Raw genomic sequence first — 14,691 nt, 5'->3', positions numbered from 1 at the left:
CCGTTCAGCCGATCCTCTCTTTGGGAGACACTTCCACGATGACGAACCGCGTCGCCACGACCAGCGTCGTGTCATCCACGGTGAATTCCGGATCTTCCAGCGCCGCCCGCATTTCGGCGCTCTGCCAGTACTCCGTGTGACCGGCGCGCCATTCGGCGACGCTCGTGTCGCCCTCGCCCTCGCCCTCGTCGAGCGCGTGCTGCAAGTCCACTTCGGACAATGGCAGGACGTGGACCTCGGTGGTCTCGGGCACCGCAACCCCTTCGCCCGCCGAGTCGATCATCAGCTCGCGCTCGCCGACGACGGGCAGCTCTTCGCCGTACTTCTCGTATTCGGCGACCAGACCGGTGGTCGAAGTCTTGTCCCCGCGCAGGATCGCCGCGACCAGCTTGTCGCGCAGCGGGCCGGGGAACGCGAACTCGGCGTGCTTCACGCGTGCACCCGCGGCGACGCCGGGCGCGGCGCGTCGTCCCCGCCGACCAGCCGGGCGCCGGGGACCGGGCCGTGGGCCACGCGGACCGTCCGGCACACGCCGGCGCCGGACAGCTCGGCCGCGACCGCCACGGCCGACTGCGCGTCTTCGCAGAGGAACGCGCACGTCGGGCCGGAGCCGGACACCGTGCCCGCGAGCGCGCCCGCGTTGACGCCCGCCCGGAGCGTGCGGCGCAGGTCGGGCCGCAGCGAGACCGCCGCCGCCTGGAGATCGTTGCCCAGCAGCAGCGCCAGCTGACGCGGGTCACCCGAAGCCAGTGCCTCGACGACCGGGGTGTGCGAGCCGATCCGCGGCGGGTTGCCCGCCGCGCGCAGCCGGTCCAGCTCGTTGAACACCTTCGGCGTCGACAGCCCTTCGGCGTCGAAGGCCAGTACCCAGTGGAACGTGTGCCGCGACAGCACCGGGACGAGCTGCTCACCCCGCCCGGTGCCCAGCGCGGTGCCGCCGTAGAGCGCGAACGGGACGTCGCTGCCCAGCCCGGCGGCGATCCCGGCCAGCTCGTCGCGGGTGACGTCGAGGTTCCACAGGCTCGCGAGCCCGACCAGCGTCGCCGCCGCGTCGGCGCTGCCGCCCGCCATGCCGCCGGCGACCGGGATGCCCTTGCGCAGCACCACCCGGACCTTCGGCTCGCCGGTGCGGCCGACGTGGGCGGCCAGCGCTTCGACGGCCCGCCAGGCCAGGTTTTCGGGGCCGGTCGGGACCAGGCCCTCGCCCTCGCCGTAGACCTCGATGCCGGGCTCTTCGGTGACCGCGACGGTCACCTCGTCGGTCAGCGACAGCGCCTGGAACACGGTCACCAGCTCGTGGTAACCGTCTTCGCGCAGGTCGTCGACCGAGAGGTGCAGGTTGACCTTGGCCGGAACCCGGACGGTGACTGGGGGCGGAACTACGGCGAGCACCCGACCAGCCTACGTGCCCGCGAAAACGCCCCGATGCGAAGTGCGCATCGGGGCGTTGACAGCCGGGGCTCCGCCACCCGGACCCCCGCAAAGCCCGGAGCGACAGCCGGGGCTCCGCCCCGGGCCGGGGCTCCGCGGTTCAGGCGGCCGCGACCCCCTGCGGGCCACGGGCGTGGTAGCTGACGTGGCCACCGCGCTCGGCGACCCACGCCAGCGCCGCGTCGGCCCGCTCGCCGCGGACGCCGAGGCGGAAGCGGCCGACCGGGGTGTCGCCGATGCGGGTCAGGCCGCCGCCGATGGTGGCGAACTCGACGTCGAAGCGGCCGGCGGCCTCGGGCAGCAGCGCGCCCACCGACGCGAAGCCGACCAGCACGACGTCGGCCGAGCGGTCGTAGCGCGCCACCTGCGAGCGGGTGGTTTCGATGGCGGGCAGCAGCGCCTGCGCGGTGCGGCTGGCCGGGTCGGAGATCAGGTCGAGCACCGTGCCGCGCTCGACGACCGTGCCGTCCTCCAGCACGGCGACGTCGTCGCAGACCCGGCGGACCACACCGGCGTCCGGAGTCGTGAGGACGACGGTGACACCCAGCTCGGAGCGGGCCCGGTCGAGGACGGCGAGGACGGCGCCGGCTTCTTCCGGGTCGATGCCGGCGGTCGGGTCGTCGGCGAGCAGCACGGCGGGAGCCGCCGCCAGTGCCTTCGCGACCGCGACGCGACGGAGCTGACCGGCGGACAGCTCGCCGGGGCGCTGTGCGGCGCGCGGGGTCAGGCCGACGAGGTCGAGCAGCGAGCCGACCCGGCTGCGGCGCTGCGGGCCGTCGATGCCGAGCTGCTCGAGCGGGGAAGCGATGTTGCCGGCGATGGTGCGTTCGGCGATCAGCTCGGGCTTCGTCGAGACCACACCGAGCTGACGGCGGATCTCGCGGAGCCTGCGGCCGTCGAGGGTGCCGGTGTTGAGGCCGTCGAGGCGGACGACACCGCGGTCGGGGCGCTCCTGCAGCGCGATGCAGCGGGCGAGGACGGACTTGCCGGACCCGGCCGGACCGACCACGCCGAACAGCGAGCCCGCTTGGACGTCGACGCTCACGTCCCGCAGGGCGACGACCGAATTTCCGTTGATGGCAAAGGTTTTGGACAGGTTTTCGACGGTGATCACGAAGGCTCCAGAAAACGGGGTGCGCGCAGAGGCGCGACACCCGGCCGCAAGCGAAATCCGTCCGTTGTGGACGGTGCATGAAGAAGAGGTGGACCGGCTACGACAAGCTCAGTTGGAGCGTCGACATGCGGTCACGGAGCGGCGGCCTTCGTCGACTACGCGACGCTTGGTCAGGAGCAGGGGGCGAGCAACCCTCTTCATCGAACGGCCTCCATCGGTCCTGGCGGTAGCACCTGCCCTGTGGAGGGTGGTTGCTGCGACTTCGGCGAGCCAGGTCTCTCAGTCGCTCGGGATGGACGTACTGAGTAAAACCGATCCCGAGGAGCGAAAGCAAGCCCATCAGCCCAGATCACACGACTGGCGGTGTCCGAATCGCGGGATCGAGGGCGGAGAGGGCGAATTTCACCGCCTCCACAGTGGAGCCGGTGCCGGAGCCGCCGCGGCGGCTAACGCGCGGCGGCGATCCGGACGAAGTCGTGCACGTCGAGCTGCTCGCCGCGGGTCCTGGGGTCGATCCCGGCGGCCGTCAGCAGCTGACCGGCCCGCTCGGCCGAACCCGCCCAGCCGGCGAGCGCGGCACGGAGGGTCTTCCTGCGTTGTGAGAAAGCGGCGTCCACCAGGCCGAACAGCAAATCCCGGTCTTCGGACGCCGTCGCGTCCCCGCGTTCGAACGCGACGAGCGCGGAATCGACGTTCGGCACGGGCCAGAACACCGAGCGTGGCACGGCGGCGACCTTGCGTGCGGTGCCGTACCAGGCGAGCTTGACGCTCGGCACGCCGTAGATCCGGCTGCCGGGGCCGGCGGCCATCCGCTCGGCGACCTCGGTCTGCACCATGACCAGACCGGTCTTCAGCGAGGGCACCTCGGCCAGCAGGTGCAGCACGACGGGCACGGCGACGTTGTAGGGCAGGTTGGCGACGAGGGCGGTCGGAGCGGACAGCTGGTCGGCCGTGACGCGCAGCGCGTCGGCACCGAGGACGGTGAGGCGCTCGGCGGCCTCGGGCCCCCGCTCGGCGACCGTCTCGGGCAGCCGCGCGGCGAGCTTCGGATCGATCTCGACGGCGACGACCCGCGCGCCGGTGGCCAGCAGCCCGAGGGTCAGCGACCCGAGGCCGGGCCCGACCTCGAGCACGACGTCGTCCGGCCCGATCTTGGCGAGCTCGACGATCCGGCGGACGGTGTTGGGATCGTGCACGAAGTTCTGCCCGAGCTTCTTGGTCGGCCGCACGTCGAGCTCGGCCGCCAGCCCGCGGATCTCGGCAGGTCCCAGCAGTTCAACCACCGGGTGAGCCTACCGAGGGGCTCGGGGCCCGTACCCGGAGGGACGACACGCGTGCCCAGGCGGACGACACAGGGCACGCAAAACGGCCCCCGCGGGAGGCGGGGGCCGTTTCGGAAAGGAGCGTCAGGCCTTCTTGCCGCAGACCGGCCAGGCGCCGTAGCCGCCGCGGGCGTCGCGGACCTTCTCCGCGATCGCGATCTGCTGCTCGCGGGAAGCCTGGCTCGGCAGGGCCGCGTACTGCGAGCCGCCGTAGGCGTTCCAGGTCTGCTTGTCGAACTGGAGGCCGCCGTAGTAGCCGTTGCCGGTGTTGGTGGCCCAGTTGCCGCCGGACTCGCACTGCGCGATGCGGTCCCACGAGGAACCGTCGCCGATGACCGGGGCCGGGGCCTTCTTGGAGCCGACGTGGATGATCTTCGGCTTCGCCTGGGTGATGACCTGCTCGGAGACGCTCTCCCGAGCGATCTCCTTGCCGTTCTTCTGCGTGACCTTGTAGGTCACCATCTTCTCGCCGGGCGTGCCGGGGTCCTCGACCTGGGTCTTGCCCTTGTCCAGGTCCGGGTCGTCGACGCGCTGCTCGGGCGGGTCGATGCTCTCCTTCTGGACGACCGTCGAGACGCCGGTGCGGCTGATGTGCACCTCGGCGCCGTCGGTCAGCTTGACGTCCAGGCCGCCCTCGGCGGCGTCGTCCGGGCCCAGGGTGAGCTTGTACTCGCCCAGGAACTCCTTCGTGGTGACGGCCGTCGTCTTCACCTGCTTCGGCGCGTTGGCGCCGTCGTACAGGGTGACGTTCTTGAGCGTCTTGATCTCGACGGTGGCACCCTGGAGCGGCAGCTCGCCGGTCTTCGGCATCGACATCCACGTGCCGGCCTTCTCGGCTTCGGTCATGCCGAGCTGGCTGAGCGCGTCGCCGAGGTGGGTGGCGCGGACCCAAGAGGTGCGCTCGGCGCCGTCCACGACCAGCTTCAGCTGGCGGCCGCGCTCGAGCTTGATGACCCCGCCGTCGCCGACCTCGGCCTGCGGAGAGGGGGACAGCGAGTCGTGCTCGCCGACCGACAGGCCCGCGTCCTCGAGCACCTCGCCGACGGTGCCGCCGAAGGAGTGCACGGTCTGCTGCTGGCCGTCGACGTCGACGGTGATGCTCTTGTTCATCGCCAGCGCGGCCGCGCCGCCACCGGCGACGCTGATCATGACGCTGAGGACGGCACCCTTGAGGAACCGGCGCTTCCAGACCTTGGTGGTCTGACGCAGCCCCTCGTCCAGCGCGGCCCGCTTTTCCTGCGGCGACGCGGTGCGATCCGCGTCGAACCCGTCCGGGATGACGATCGGCGGCAGGTACGTCGTCTCGGCGTTGATGAGCCGGATCAGCTCGTCCACGTCGACGTCCATCTCCGCCATCATCACGTCGGCGTCGGGGCCGAGCGCGGCGAGGATGTCCTGCTGCGTGATGTTCGGGTCGTCGGAGAAGTCCAGCTGGCCGTACGCAGTGTCCTCGAATTCGCGTTCGAGTACGGCCGCGGAGCGCGCTCCAGCCTGTCTGCTACCTGTCACCGGGTCGTTCCCTTTCCCAAGACATCGTTCGGGGCGACGTCTTTACGTCTGGGCCCGCAGCCGGCGCCATCGTCACAGTTCCAGGCCGTACCGCTCCTGGTTCTGCTTCCCCGACGTGCACTGACGTGACTGTGGGCGTAACAGTCGGCAACTGCAGTCCGCAGTACCGACCGGCACGATCACGGGACAGTAACGGGTCCCGCCGGGTTGCGCAAACACCCCCCGGAGTGTCGTGATCCGGGTCACTCCATCAGGTGGATGATCCGCGAACCCTGATGTCGCAATGCGTTCACCCCGGTGTGACGCTGGGGAGTCGGTAGATCCGCTCGGCGGTGGTCCGGACCGCGGTGGCGACTTCGTGGACAGCTTCGCCCCTGAGCGCCGCGAGGTGACGCACGGTGTAGGCGGCGCCGAACGGCTCGTTCGGCCGCCCACGGAACGGGTGGGGGGTCAGAAACGGCGCGTCGGTCTCGACGAGGTACTGCCCGGCCGGGCAGAGCCGGGCCGCCTCGTGGAGGCCTTTCGCGTTCTTGAACGTGACGGTGCCCGCGAAGGAAAGGACATACCCCGCGTCGACGCACTTCCGGGCCATTTCCGCGTCCCCGGAAAAACAATGGAAAATTACGGCATTCGGCGCACCCTCTTCGGCCAGAATGCGCAGCACGTCGTCGTGGGCCTCGCGGTCGTGGATCATCAGCGGCTTGTCCAGCCGCTTCGCGAGGTCGATGTGCCAGCGGAAGGCCTCCTGCTGGGCGTCGTGCGGCGAGTAGTCCCAGTAGTAGTCGAGACCGGTCTCGCCGACGGCGACCACGCGGTCCCCCGCCGCCAGACGCGCCACCTCGGCCTTCTCGGCCTCGCCGAACTCCTTGGTCCGCGTCGGGTGGATCGCGACGGCGGCGAAGACGCGCGGGTCCCAGCCCGCGGCCTCGGCGGCCCAGCGGGCCGAGGCGAGGTCGTCCGCGACCGTGACCACCCGGGCGACGCCGGCGCGCTCGGCGCGGTCGACCATGGCCGTGACATCGGCCGCGGTGACCGCGCCGCACGCGTCGAGATGGGTGTGCGCGTCCACCACCGCCACCGGGAGCCGGTCCGGGACCGGCGGCAGCTCGCGCTTGACGTCACCCATGCATGTCCTCTTACTCCTTGGTGATCGGCGCCCACTCCGGGCCGGTCTCGCCGAGCGCCGGGTCGAGCTTGGTGAACAGCGGCGACGGCTTCTGCAGGGGCGTGCCGACCTCGATCGGCTTCGACTCCCACTTCGCCTGCTCGGCCGCGTAGTCGCCGGTGAGGATCGGGTTGACCCGGCCGGCGATGTCGAGGTCGTCGACCTCCTTGAGCTCCGGCTGGGCGGCCCAGACGCCGGTGCCGCCGAGGGCCTCGTGGACCTTCTGCGCCGAGTGCGGCAGGAACGGCGTCAGCAGCGTGTTGGCGTCGCTGACGACCTGCAGCGCGGTGTGCAGCACGGTGTCGCGCCGGGTGGGGTCGTCCTTGAGCTTCCACGGCTCCTGGTCGGAGATGTACTTGTTCGCCGCGGTGACGACCTTCATCGCCTCGGCCGCCGCCAGCTTGAACCGGGACCGGGCCAGGTGCGCGCCCGCGGTGTCGAAAGCCTTGCGGGACAGGGCTTTCAGGTCTTCGTCGGCCGCCGTCGGGGCCTCCGGGCGCGGGATGGCGCCGACGTTCTTGTGCGCCATCGAGATGGACCGGTTGACCAGGTTGCCCCACTCGTTGGCCAGCTCGAAGTTGGTCCGGCGGACGAACTCGTCCCAGGTGAAGTCCGTGTCCTGGGTCTCCGGGCCGGCCACCGAGATGAAGTACCGCAGCGTGTCCGGGCCGAAGTCGCGCAGGAAGTCCTCGACGTAGATCACGCGCCCGCGCGAGGTCGAGAACTTCGAGCCGCTCATGGTGAGGAACTCGCTGGAGACGATCTCGTCCGGCAGGTGCAGCTTGCCGTACTTGCCGGGCTCGCCACCCTTGTCGCCTTCGCCGTTGTGGCCGAACAGCAGGGCGGGCCAGATCTGGGCGTGGAAGGTGATGTTGTCCTTGCCCATGAAGTAGTAGGAGCGCGCGTCGGCGTTGTTCCACCACTCCTGCCACGCGTCCGGGTTCCCGGAGCGCCGCGCCCACTCGACGCTGGCCGAGAAGTACCCGATCACCGCGTCGAACCAGACGTAGAACCGCTTCATCGGCTGGTCGCTCCAGCCGTCGAGCGGGATCTTGACGCCCCAGTCGAGGTCGCGGGTGATCGGCCGCGGCCGCATGTCGTCGATCAGGTTCTTGGTGAAGTTGAGGACGTTCGGGCGCCAGTCGTTCTTGGTCGACAGCCAGTCGCCGAGGGTCTTGGTGAAGGCCGGCAGGTCGAGGAAGTAGTGCTCGGTCTCGACGAACTTCGGCGTCTCGCCGTTGATCCGCGACTTCGGGTTGATCAGCTCCGCGGCGTCGAGCTGGTTGCCGCAGTTGTCGCACTGGTCGCCGCGCGCGCCGTCGTAGCCGCAGATCGGGCAGGTGCCCTCGACGTAGCGGTCGGGCAGCGTGCGGCCGGTGGACGGGCTGATCGCGCCGCGCGTGGTCTTGGGCACGACGTAGCCGTTGCGGTGCAGCGCCAGGAAGATCTGCTGCGTCACCTCGGCGTGGTTGCCGGTCGAGGTGCGGGTGAACAGGTCGTAGGACAGGCCGAGGCCCTGCAGGTCGTTGCCGATCTGGCGGGTGTACTTGTCCGCCGTCTCCTGCGGGGTGGAGTTCTCGTTGTCCGCCTGGACGGTGATCGGGGTGCCGTGTTCGTCGGTCCCGGAGACCATGAGCACGCGGTTGCCGGCCATTCGCTGGTAGCGGGAGAAGACGTCGGACGGGACGCCGAATCCGGACACGTGGCCGATGTGGCGGGGGCCGTTGGCGTAGGGCCAGGCCACCGCGGTCAACACAGAAGTGCTCATACCTTATTAGCCTACGGAGGGCGTCATGCGCTTTGTCGAGAGGGAGGCCCGGTTTGTCGGCGACACGGTTGCTCGTGCTCGGGGTGGTGCGCATGTACGGCCACGCGCACGGCTACCAGGTGCGCCGCGAGCTGCTGACCTGGTCGGCGGACAAGTGGGCCAACGTCCAGCCGGGATCGATCTACCACGCCCTGAAGAAGATGACCGCCGAAGATCTACTGGAGCAGGTCGACGTCGAGCCGGGCGAGGGCGGCCCGGACCGGGTCGCCTACCGGCTCACCGGCGAGGGCGAGCAGGAGTACCAGGTCTTGCTCTCGAAGGCGTTGTCCGATCCCCAGCTCAACCACCCGGACCTCTCGGCCGCGATCTCGCTGATGACCACGCTGCCCCGGGCGCGCGTGATCAACTTGCTCCGGCACCGGCTGGTGCACCTGGAAGCCGAGCAGCAGCAGGCGGGACTGATGCTCGAAGAGCTGAAGGTGAACATGGGGCTGGGCACGCCCGAGCACGTCGGCGAGCTGTACCGGCTGTGGGGCGGGATCACCGACGCGAGCCTGGCCTGGTTGCAGCGCCTGATCGAGCGGCTCGAAGCCGGCGACTACGTGATGGCCGGCGAGTCCGCCGACGCGTTCGGCGAGCCTCCGGTTCGGTAATCAAGTTTGACTAGTGCATCCTTCTCGGACACAGTGTGCGACCGGGCTAGTCAAGCTTGACTACTGCGAGAGGGGATCTCATGATCACGGCACGCGGCCTCGAGCGGCGGTTCCGCCGCAAGGGCCGCACGGGGGGCGAAGTACACGCGGTCAAAGGCGTCGACCTCGACGTCGAAGCGGGCGAGCTGGTCGGCTTCCTCGGGCCCAACGGCGCCGGGAAGACGACCACGCTGCGCATGCTGACCACCCTGCTGAAGCCGACCGCGGGCACCGCGACCGTCGGCGGGCGCGACCTGCTGACCGACCCGCTGGGGGTGCGGGAGCGCATCGGCTACGTCGCCCAAGGCGGCGGCAGCGCGCCCGAAAGCAAGGTCGCCGACGAGCTGGAACTGCAGGGACGGCTCTACCGGATGAGCAAGGCCGACGCGATCGCCCGCGGCGCCGAGCTCGCCGAGCAGCTCGACCTGACCGGGCTCGACCAGCGGCTGACCAAGACGCTCTCCGGCGGGCAGCGGCGGCGGCTCGACATCGCGCTCGGGCTGATCCACTCGCCGGGGTTGGTGTTCCTCGACGAGCCGTCGACCGGCCTCGACCCGCAGAGCCGCGCCAACCTGTGGGACCACATCCGCCGGCTGCGCGCCGAACAGGGTGTCACGGTCTTCCTCACGACCCACTACCTCGACGAAGCCGACGCGCTGTCGGACCGGCTGATCGTCATCGACGACGGCCGGATCGTCGCCGAGGGCACGCCGGACGCGTTGAAGGCGCGGGTCAACGGCGACCGCGTCGAGGTGGGCGTCGAACCCGGGCAGGCCACGGACGCCGCCGAGATCGCGGGACGGCTCGCGGGCGCGCAGGAACTCTCCGTCGACGGCGGGGAAGTCCGGTTCCGGGTGCCGCGCGGCGACGTCGCGCTGCCCGAACTGCTGCGCGCGCTGGACGCCAAGGGCATCGCGATGCTCTCGGTCCAGGTGCACCGGCCGACGCTCGACGACGTCTTCCTGACGCTGACCGGGCGTTCGCTGCGCGAAGCGGAGGAGGGCACCCGTGCTGCGTGACACCTGGCTGATCTTCCGCCGCGACATGAAGGCGGCGCTGCGCAACCCGACCTGGGTCATGATCGGGATCATGCAGCCGCTGCTGTACTTGTTCCTCTTCGGCCCGCTGATGGTCCGGGCCGTGCAGGCCCAGGGCCTGTCCGAAGTGGACGGCTGGATGCTGCTCACCCCGGCGCTGATCGCCCAGCTGGCGCTGTTCGGCAGCTCGTTCGTCGGGTTCGGGCTGCTGGCCGAATACCGCTCCGGCGTCGTCGAGCGGTTCCGGGTGACGCCGGTCAGCCGGGTGGCGCTGCTGCTGGGCAAGGTGCTGGCCAACGCGCTGCAGGCCGTGGTCCAGGCCGTGTTGATCATCGCGCTGGCGTACCTGGCGTTCGACCTGGACGCGCCGGTCGGCGGCGTGCTGCTGAGCCTGGTGATCGTGTTCCTGCTGGCGGTGTCGCTGGCGTCGTGCTCGTACGCGCTGGCGTTGACGCTGAAGAGCGAGGAGACGTTCCCCGCCCTGCTCAACGCGGTGCTCATCCCGCTGCTGCTGCTCTCCGGGATCCTGCTGCCGATCACTTCCGGGGCCGCGCCGGAGTGGCTGTACCGGATCTCCCAGATCAACCCGTTCCGGCACGTCGTCGACGTCGAGCGGAACACCTTCCGCGGCGACTTCACGATGGACGCCCTGTTCACGGGGAGTGTCGTGGTGCTCGTGATGGCGGTGGTGTCCGTGTGGTGGGGAACACGGACCTTCCAGAAGGAAAACGCCTGATCAACGCGCGTTTGTCACTGCGGGTCCGCTCCCGGCGACGTATGGTGTGCTCTCCACCGACGCGCCGGGGGCGGACTGTGACAGAGCCGGAGAGTGAACTCGGCATTTCGCTGTCGCACCGCGAGCACGTGACCGACTGGCAGGCCGTGCGCGCCGCACAGACCCGGTTCGTGTCGGTGACGATCAGCGAGAACGTCAACTGGAGCAGTTCCGCCGCGGAGCACAACCTGGCCGGCGCGCAGGAAGCCGGGCTGCACGCCGGTGGCCGCCACTACGCCCGGCCCGGCGCCGTGCACGACCAGGCGGAGTTCTTCGTGCGGACGGCGAGCAGGCTCGGCGCGTTCGCGCCCGGCTCGCTGGCGCCCGCGCTGGAGGTGGCGGCGCCGAGCGTCGACGACCGGTTCGTCAAGGCGTGGATCAAGCACGTCCGGCACGCAGCGCGCATCGAGCGGGTGCTGGTCTACGCCGACTACGACTGCTGGCAGCACCGGCTGCACCCGGACCGCTGGGCCGACAGCGAGGTCGTGCTGTGGCTGATCCGGCACAACGGCATCCCGGGGCGGGCGGGCTGGTTCCACTCGCGGCTCGGGGTGCACCAGCACGCGTGCGCCCCGGACGTCCCCGGCATCGCCGGGCCGGTGGAGCAGAACGCCGTCGTGTACCCGTTCACATTGGGCGACCTGCTGCTCTGACGTGTGGTGGTATGTCGCCATGCGCGTGACGAGCAGGCCACTCCGGACGGAAGTGACGTCGTCGCGCGCTTTTTCGGTGCTCGCTCACCACGCCGCGTCCCGAGGCCTCCCGCCGCCCGCGATGCTGTCCGGCGACTGGTTCGGCGCCCGGGCGGTGATCGCGCCATCGCCGGCGATCTCCCCGGCCGCGATGCCTTCGCCCCCACCGGACGCCGACGCCGGGCCCGGCGTGATCGGCGGCGGCTGGTTCGGGTACCTGTCCTACGACCTGGCCGATCCCTCGCGCCGGACCGGCTCCCTGCCCGCGACGGCGTGGGGCTGGGCGGATCACGTGCTGCGCTGGGACGCCACGGGCACCTGCCACCTCGAGTCCCTCGACGGCGGCGGCCCCTCGGTGTCCACAATGGAATCGCTGCTGGCTTCCGCGCCGCCACCGCTTTCGTGGACGGCGGGACCGCTGCGGCGTCCCCTGCCGTCGGAACACCGGGACGCGGTGAAGGCGTGCGTGCACGCGATCGAGGCGGGCGAGCTGTTCCAGGCGAACATCTGCGGCCGGTTCACCGGGTCGTTCTCGGGGTCTCCCGCTGCCCTGTTCGCGGCGGGCGTGTCCCGGCTGGCGCCGCGGCGCGCGGCGTTCCTGGCCGGCTCGTGGGGGTCGGTGGTTTCGTTCTCGCCGGAACTCTTCCTCGCGCGCCACGGGCGTGCGGTGCGGTCGACGCCGATCAAGGGGACGCTCCCCCGCCGCGGCCCGGCCGACGACGGCAACGCCGTGCTCCTGCGGCGGTCCGCCAAGGACGTCGCGGAAAACGTGATGATCACCGACCTGGTGCGCAACGACCTCGGCCGCGTCTGCGAGGTGGGCTCCGTGACGGTGCCGTCGCTGCTGGAGGTGCGGCCGGCGCCGGGCGTCTGGCACCTGGATTCCACGGTGACCGGGGTGCTGCGGCCCGAGGTTTCGGACGCGGACCTGCTCGCGGCGACGTTCCCACCCGGCTCGGTGACGGGTGCGCCGAAGATCCGTGCGCTGGACCTGATCGCTTCGCTGGAGAGCAGCGGCCGCGGGGTGTACACGGGCGCGATCGGGCTGTTGTCGCCGGTGGCGGGCCTGGAGCTGAACGTCGCGATCCGGACGTTCGAGATCGCCGCCGGGTCGATCGCGCTGGGCGTCGGAGGCGGGATCACGGCGGATTCGGACCCGGAGGCGGAGTGGCAGGAATGCCTCCACAAGGCGGCACCCCTGGAGCACCTCCTCGCCACCCCGTCGTGAGTGGTAAGTCGGGTTAGAACCCTGATTACCACTCACGACGGTTACTTGCGGGGGTCCAGCAGCAGCTTGCCGACCGTCTTGCGGGACCGCAGGGCCTCGTGCGCGCCCCGCGCGTCCGACAGGGCGTACTCGCCGCCCGGGATCGCCTTGAGCTTGCCCGCCAGCACCAGGTCGAACAGCTCGGTCAGGGCCGTCCCGAAGACGTTGCCCGGCAGGCGGAACACGTGCGGCAGCCACATGCCGCTGATGGTGGTGCTGTGGCCGAGGATGTTGCGCAGCTCGACCGGCTTCGGGTTCTCGCGCCCCGCCATGCCGTAGAACGCCAGCCGCCCGAACGGGGCCAGCGCGGCGATGCTCTGGTCGGTCGTCGTCCCGCCGACCATGTCGAGCACGATGTCGACGCGGCGGCCGTTGGCGTCGAGGAGGGCCTCGGTCATGTCCTCGGCGCGGGAGTCGATGGCGACGTCGGCGCCGAGCTCGAGGGCCAGCGCGCGCTTCTCGTCGCTGCTCGCGGTGGCGATGACGCGGCCGGCCCCCCATGCCTTGGCGAGCTGCACGGCGACCGTCCCGACCCCGCCGGCGGCGGCGTGCACGACGACCGACTCGCCTTCGGCCAGGTGGGCGTTCTTGCGCAGCAGCACCCAGGCGGTCGCGCCCTGGACCAGCATGGACAGCGCGGTGAGGTCGTCGATGCCGTCGGGGACGGCGAAGGTCGTGGCCGCCGGGGCGACCGCCTTCTCGGCGTACCCGCCACCGCCGTTGAGCAGCGCGACGACCCGCTTGCCGTCCGGCGTGCGCCCGACGACCTCGCCACCGGGAACGAGCGGCAACTGGGACGGCGCGAGGTAGGAGTTCTCGGCCTGGTGGGTGTCGGCGTAGTTGACGCCGATGCGCTCGACGTCGATGAGGACCTCACCGGGCGCCGCCACCGGGTCGGGCAGCTCGACGGGGGTGAGCACCTCGGGTCCGCCGAACTCGGTCACCTGCACTGCGCGCATGTCGCGTTCCCTCTCCGTCGTGATTGTGAGACATTCTGACATATGTCTCAGGAGTTCGAGCTCGCCCGTGAGTGGTTCCTCGCCGGCCGCCGGGTCGACATGGGCGAACTGGCCCAAGCGCTGTCGATCAGCCGGGCGACGCTGCACCGCCGGGTGGGCAGCCGCGACCGCCTCCTCGGCGAGATCCTGTGGTCGCTTTCGGAGGTCTCGATCGCCCGGCTGTGGCCTGTCTGCGCGGGCGGGGGCGCGGCGGGGATCGCGGACTTCGTGAGCGGGTACGTCCGCATCGCGAACGACGCACCCCCGTTCCGCGACTTCCTCCGCCGCGAGCCGGAGCGCGCGTTGCGCCTGCTGACCACCCGCGCAAGCGTTTGCCAGCAGCGGACGACGGAAAAGCTGGTCGCGTTGCTGGACGGGGAGGTGGCGGCCGGACGGCTGGTACCGCCGTTGCCGGTGCCGGACCTGGCCTACCTGCTGGTCCGGATCGGCGAGTCGTTCGTCTACACGGACGTGATCACCGGAGACGCCCCGGACGCCGCGAAGGCCCACGCCGCGGTGACCGCCTTGCTGACCTGATACCCGCTTCGGTCAGCCCGCCGAGGTGCTGACGATCTGCACCCGGGAAGCGAAGTCACCGTCGTCCACCAGCAGCAGCAGTGCGACGACCTCAGCTCGCACGCGGAACTCGAACCGGACGGTTTCGTTCGGATCGTGCACCACGAGACGCCGGGAGGGTGCCGAAATCTCCTGCCGGGCCAAGACGACCGGCAGCGCCGGTTCCGGCTGTTCGTCGAAGACCGCGCATTCCACGGACCCCTCGGCACCGGGCATGACCCCGAAGATGATGCTGTTCCCCGACCGGTACCAGTTGGCGTCGGCCGGCTCCCAGCCCGTCAGGTCGTCCTCGGCGCCGACGTCCCGCACGATCAGGCACCCGTGGTCAACCTTCGCTTGGAAAGA

15 protein-coding genes and 1 riboswitch are annotated in these 14,691 nt (G+C 70.7%); of the genes, 6 read left to right on the top strand and 9 right to left on the bottom strand.

What is annotated here, in order from left to right; genetic code table 11:
• Nucleotides 1–4: 4 nt before the first annotated feature.
• The 7 genes from AB0F15_RS06355 to metG form a co-directional block, all read right to left on the bottom strand.
• Complete coding sequence (locus AB0F15_RS06355; protein WP_360266062.1) at nucleotides 5–433, bottom strand: ASCH domain-containing protein; 429 nt, start codon at nucleotides 431–433, stop codon at nucleotides 5–7.
• The gene (locus AB0F15_RS06350) at nucleotides 430–1,392 is read right to left on the bottom strand and encodes a 4-(cytidine 5'-diphospho)-2-C-methyl-D-erythritol kinase (RefSeq protein ID WP_360266059.1); all 963 of its coding nucleotides are present in this window, start codon (nucleotides 1,390–1,392) and stop codon (nucleotides 430–432) included. Before AB0F15_RS06350 ends, AB0F15_RS06355 begins: the two co-directional genes overlap by 4 nt.
• A 139-nt stretch (nucleotides 1,393–1,531) precedes the next feature.
• Nucleotides 1,532–2,545: an ATP-binding cassette domain-containing protein gene (locus tag AB0F15_RS06345; RefSeq protein ID WP_360266056.1), complete on the bottom strand. Its 1,014-nt coding sequence runs from the start codon at nucleotides 2,543–2,545 to the stop codon at nucleotides 1,532–1,534.
• Between the two features lie 208 nt (nucleotides 2,546–2,753).
• Nucleotides 2,754–2,844, bottom strand: a riboswitch (SAM riboswitch).
• 147 nt (nucleotides 2,845–2,991) lie between these two features.
• On the bottom strand, nucleotides 2,992–3,828 hold the full coding sequence (gene rsmA / locus AB0F15_RS06340) for a 16S rRNA (adenine(1518)-N(6)/adenine(1519)-N(6))-dimethyltransferase RsmA (RefSeq protein WP_360266053.1): 837 nt from the start codon (nucleotides 3,826–3,828) through the stop codon (nucleotides 2,992–2,994).
• A 123-nt stretch (nucleotides 3,829–3,951) separates the two neighbouring features.
• On the bottom strand, nucleotides 3,952–5,376 hold the full coding sequence (locus tag AB0F15_RS06335) for a transglycosylase family protein (RefSeq protein ID WP_360266050.1): 1,425 nt from the start codon (nucleotides 5,374–5,376) through the stop codon (nucleotides 3,952–3,954).
• A 289-nt stretch (nucleotides 5,377–5,665) separates the two neighbouring features.
• Complete coding sequence (locus AB0F15_RS06330) at nucleotides 5,666–6,502, bottom strand: TatD family hydrolase (RefSeq protein ID WP_360266047.1); 837 nt, start codon at nucleotides 6,500–6,502, stop codon at nucleotides 5,666–5,668.
• Between the two features lie 10 nt (nucleotides 6,503–6,512).
• Entirely contained in the window at nucleotides 6,513–8,309 is a 1,797-nt protein-coding gene (metG, locus tag AB0F15_RS06325; RefSeq protein WP_360266045.1) for a methionine--tRNA ligase, read from the bottom strand.
• A gap of 53 nt (nucleotides 8,310–8,362) precedes the next feature.
• On the opposite strand from metG, the gene AB0F15_RS06320 reads away from it, so the two are divergent.
• The 5 genes from AB0F15_RS06320 (at nucleotide 8,363) to AB0F15_RS06300 (ending at nucleotide 12,733) form a co-directional block, all read left to right on the top strand.
• Nucleotides 8,363–8,962, top strand: coding sequence for a PadR family transcriptional regulator (locus tag AB0F15_RS06320; RefSeq protein WP_360266042.1), 600 nt, complete (start codon nucleotides 8,363–8,365; stop codon nucleotides 8,960–8,962).
• 80 nt (nucleotides 8,963–9,042) lie between these two features.
• A complete protein-coding gene (locus AB0F15_RS06315; protein WP_360266039.1) occupies nucleotides 9,043–10,020 on the top strand; it encodes an ATP-binding cassette domain-containing protein in 978 nt (325 codons plus the stop codon).
• Nucleotides 10,010–10,774, top strand: coding sequence for an ABC transporter permease (locus tag AB0F15_RS06310; protein ID WP_360266036.1), 765 nt, complete (start codon nucleotides 10,010–10,012; stop codon nucleotides 10,772–10,774). Before AB0F15_RS06315 ends, AB0F15_RS06310 begins: the two co-directional genes overlap by 11 nt.
• Nucleotides 10,775–10,851: 77 nt before the next feature.
• The gene (locus AB0F15_RS06305) at nucleotides 10,852–11,466 is read left to right on the top strand and encodes a GH25 family lysozyme (protein ID WP_360266033.1); all 615 of its coding nucleotides are present in this window, start codon (nucleotides 10,852–10,854) and stop codon (nucleotides 11,464–11,466) included.
• A gap of 19 nt (nucleotides 11,467–11,485) precedes the next feature.
• Entirely contained in the window at nucleotides 11,486–12,733 is a 1,248-nt protein-coding gene (locus tag AB0F15_RS06300) for an aminodeoxychorismate synthase component I (RefSeq protein WP_360266030.1), read from the top strand.
• Between the two features lie 41 nt (nucleotides 12,734–12,774).
• Here AB0F15_RS06300 and AB0F15_RS06295 read toward each other — a convergent pair whose 3' ends face one another.
• Nucleotides 12,775–13,731 carry an NADPH:quinone oxidoreductase family protein gene (locus AB0F15_RS06295; protein WP_360266027.1) on the bottom strand — a complete coding sequence of 319 codons (957 nt, stop codon included), beginning with the start codon at nucleotides 13,729–13,731 and terminating at the stop codon, nucleotides 12,775–12,777.
• Between the two features lie 42 nt (nucleotides 13,732–13,773).
• On the opposite strand from AB0F15_RS06295, the gene AB0F15_RS06290 reads away from it, so the two are divergent.
• Nucleotides 13,774–14,307, top strand: coding sequence for a QsdR family transcriptional regulator (locus AB0F15_RS06290; RefSeq protein WP_360266024.1), 534 nt, complete (start codon nucleotides 13,774–13,776; stop codon nucleotides 14,305–14,307).
• A gap of 12 nt (nucleotides 14,308–14,319) precedes the next feature.
• Here AB0F15_RS06290 and AB0F15_RS06285 read toward each other — a convergent pair whose 3' ends face one another.
• Nucleotides 14,320–14,655 carry a hypothetical protein gene (locus AB0F15_RS06285; RefSeq protein WP_360266021.1) on the bottom strand — a complete coding sequence of 112 codons (336 nt, stop codon included), beginning with the start codon at nucleotides 14,653–14,655 and terminating at the stop codon, nucleotides 14,320–14,322.
• Nucleotides 14,656–14,691 lie beyond the last annotated feature (36 nt).

Source organism: Amycolatopsis sp. NPDC026612 (genome assembly GCF_040638285.1).
GTDB lineage: Bacteria > Actinomycetota > Actinomycetes > Mycobacteriales > Pseudonocardiaceae > Amycolatopsis.
This window is presented reverse-complemented; position numbering and strand designations above follow the sequence as displayed.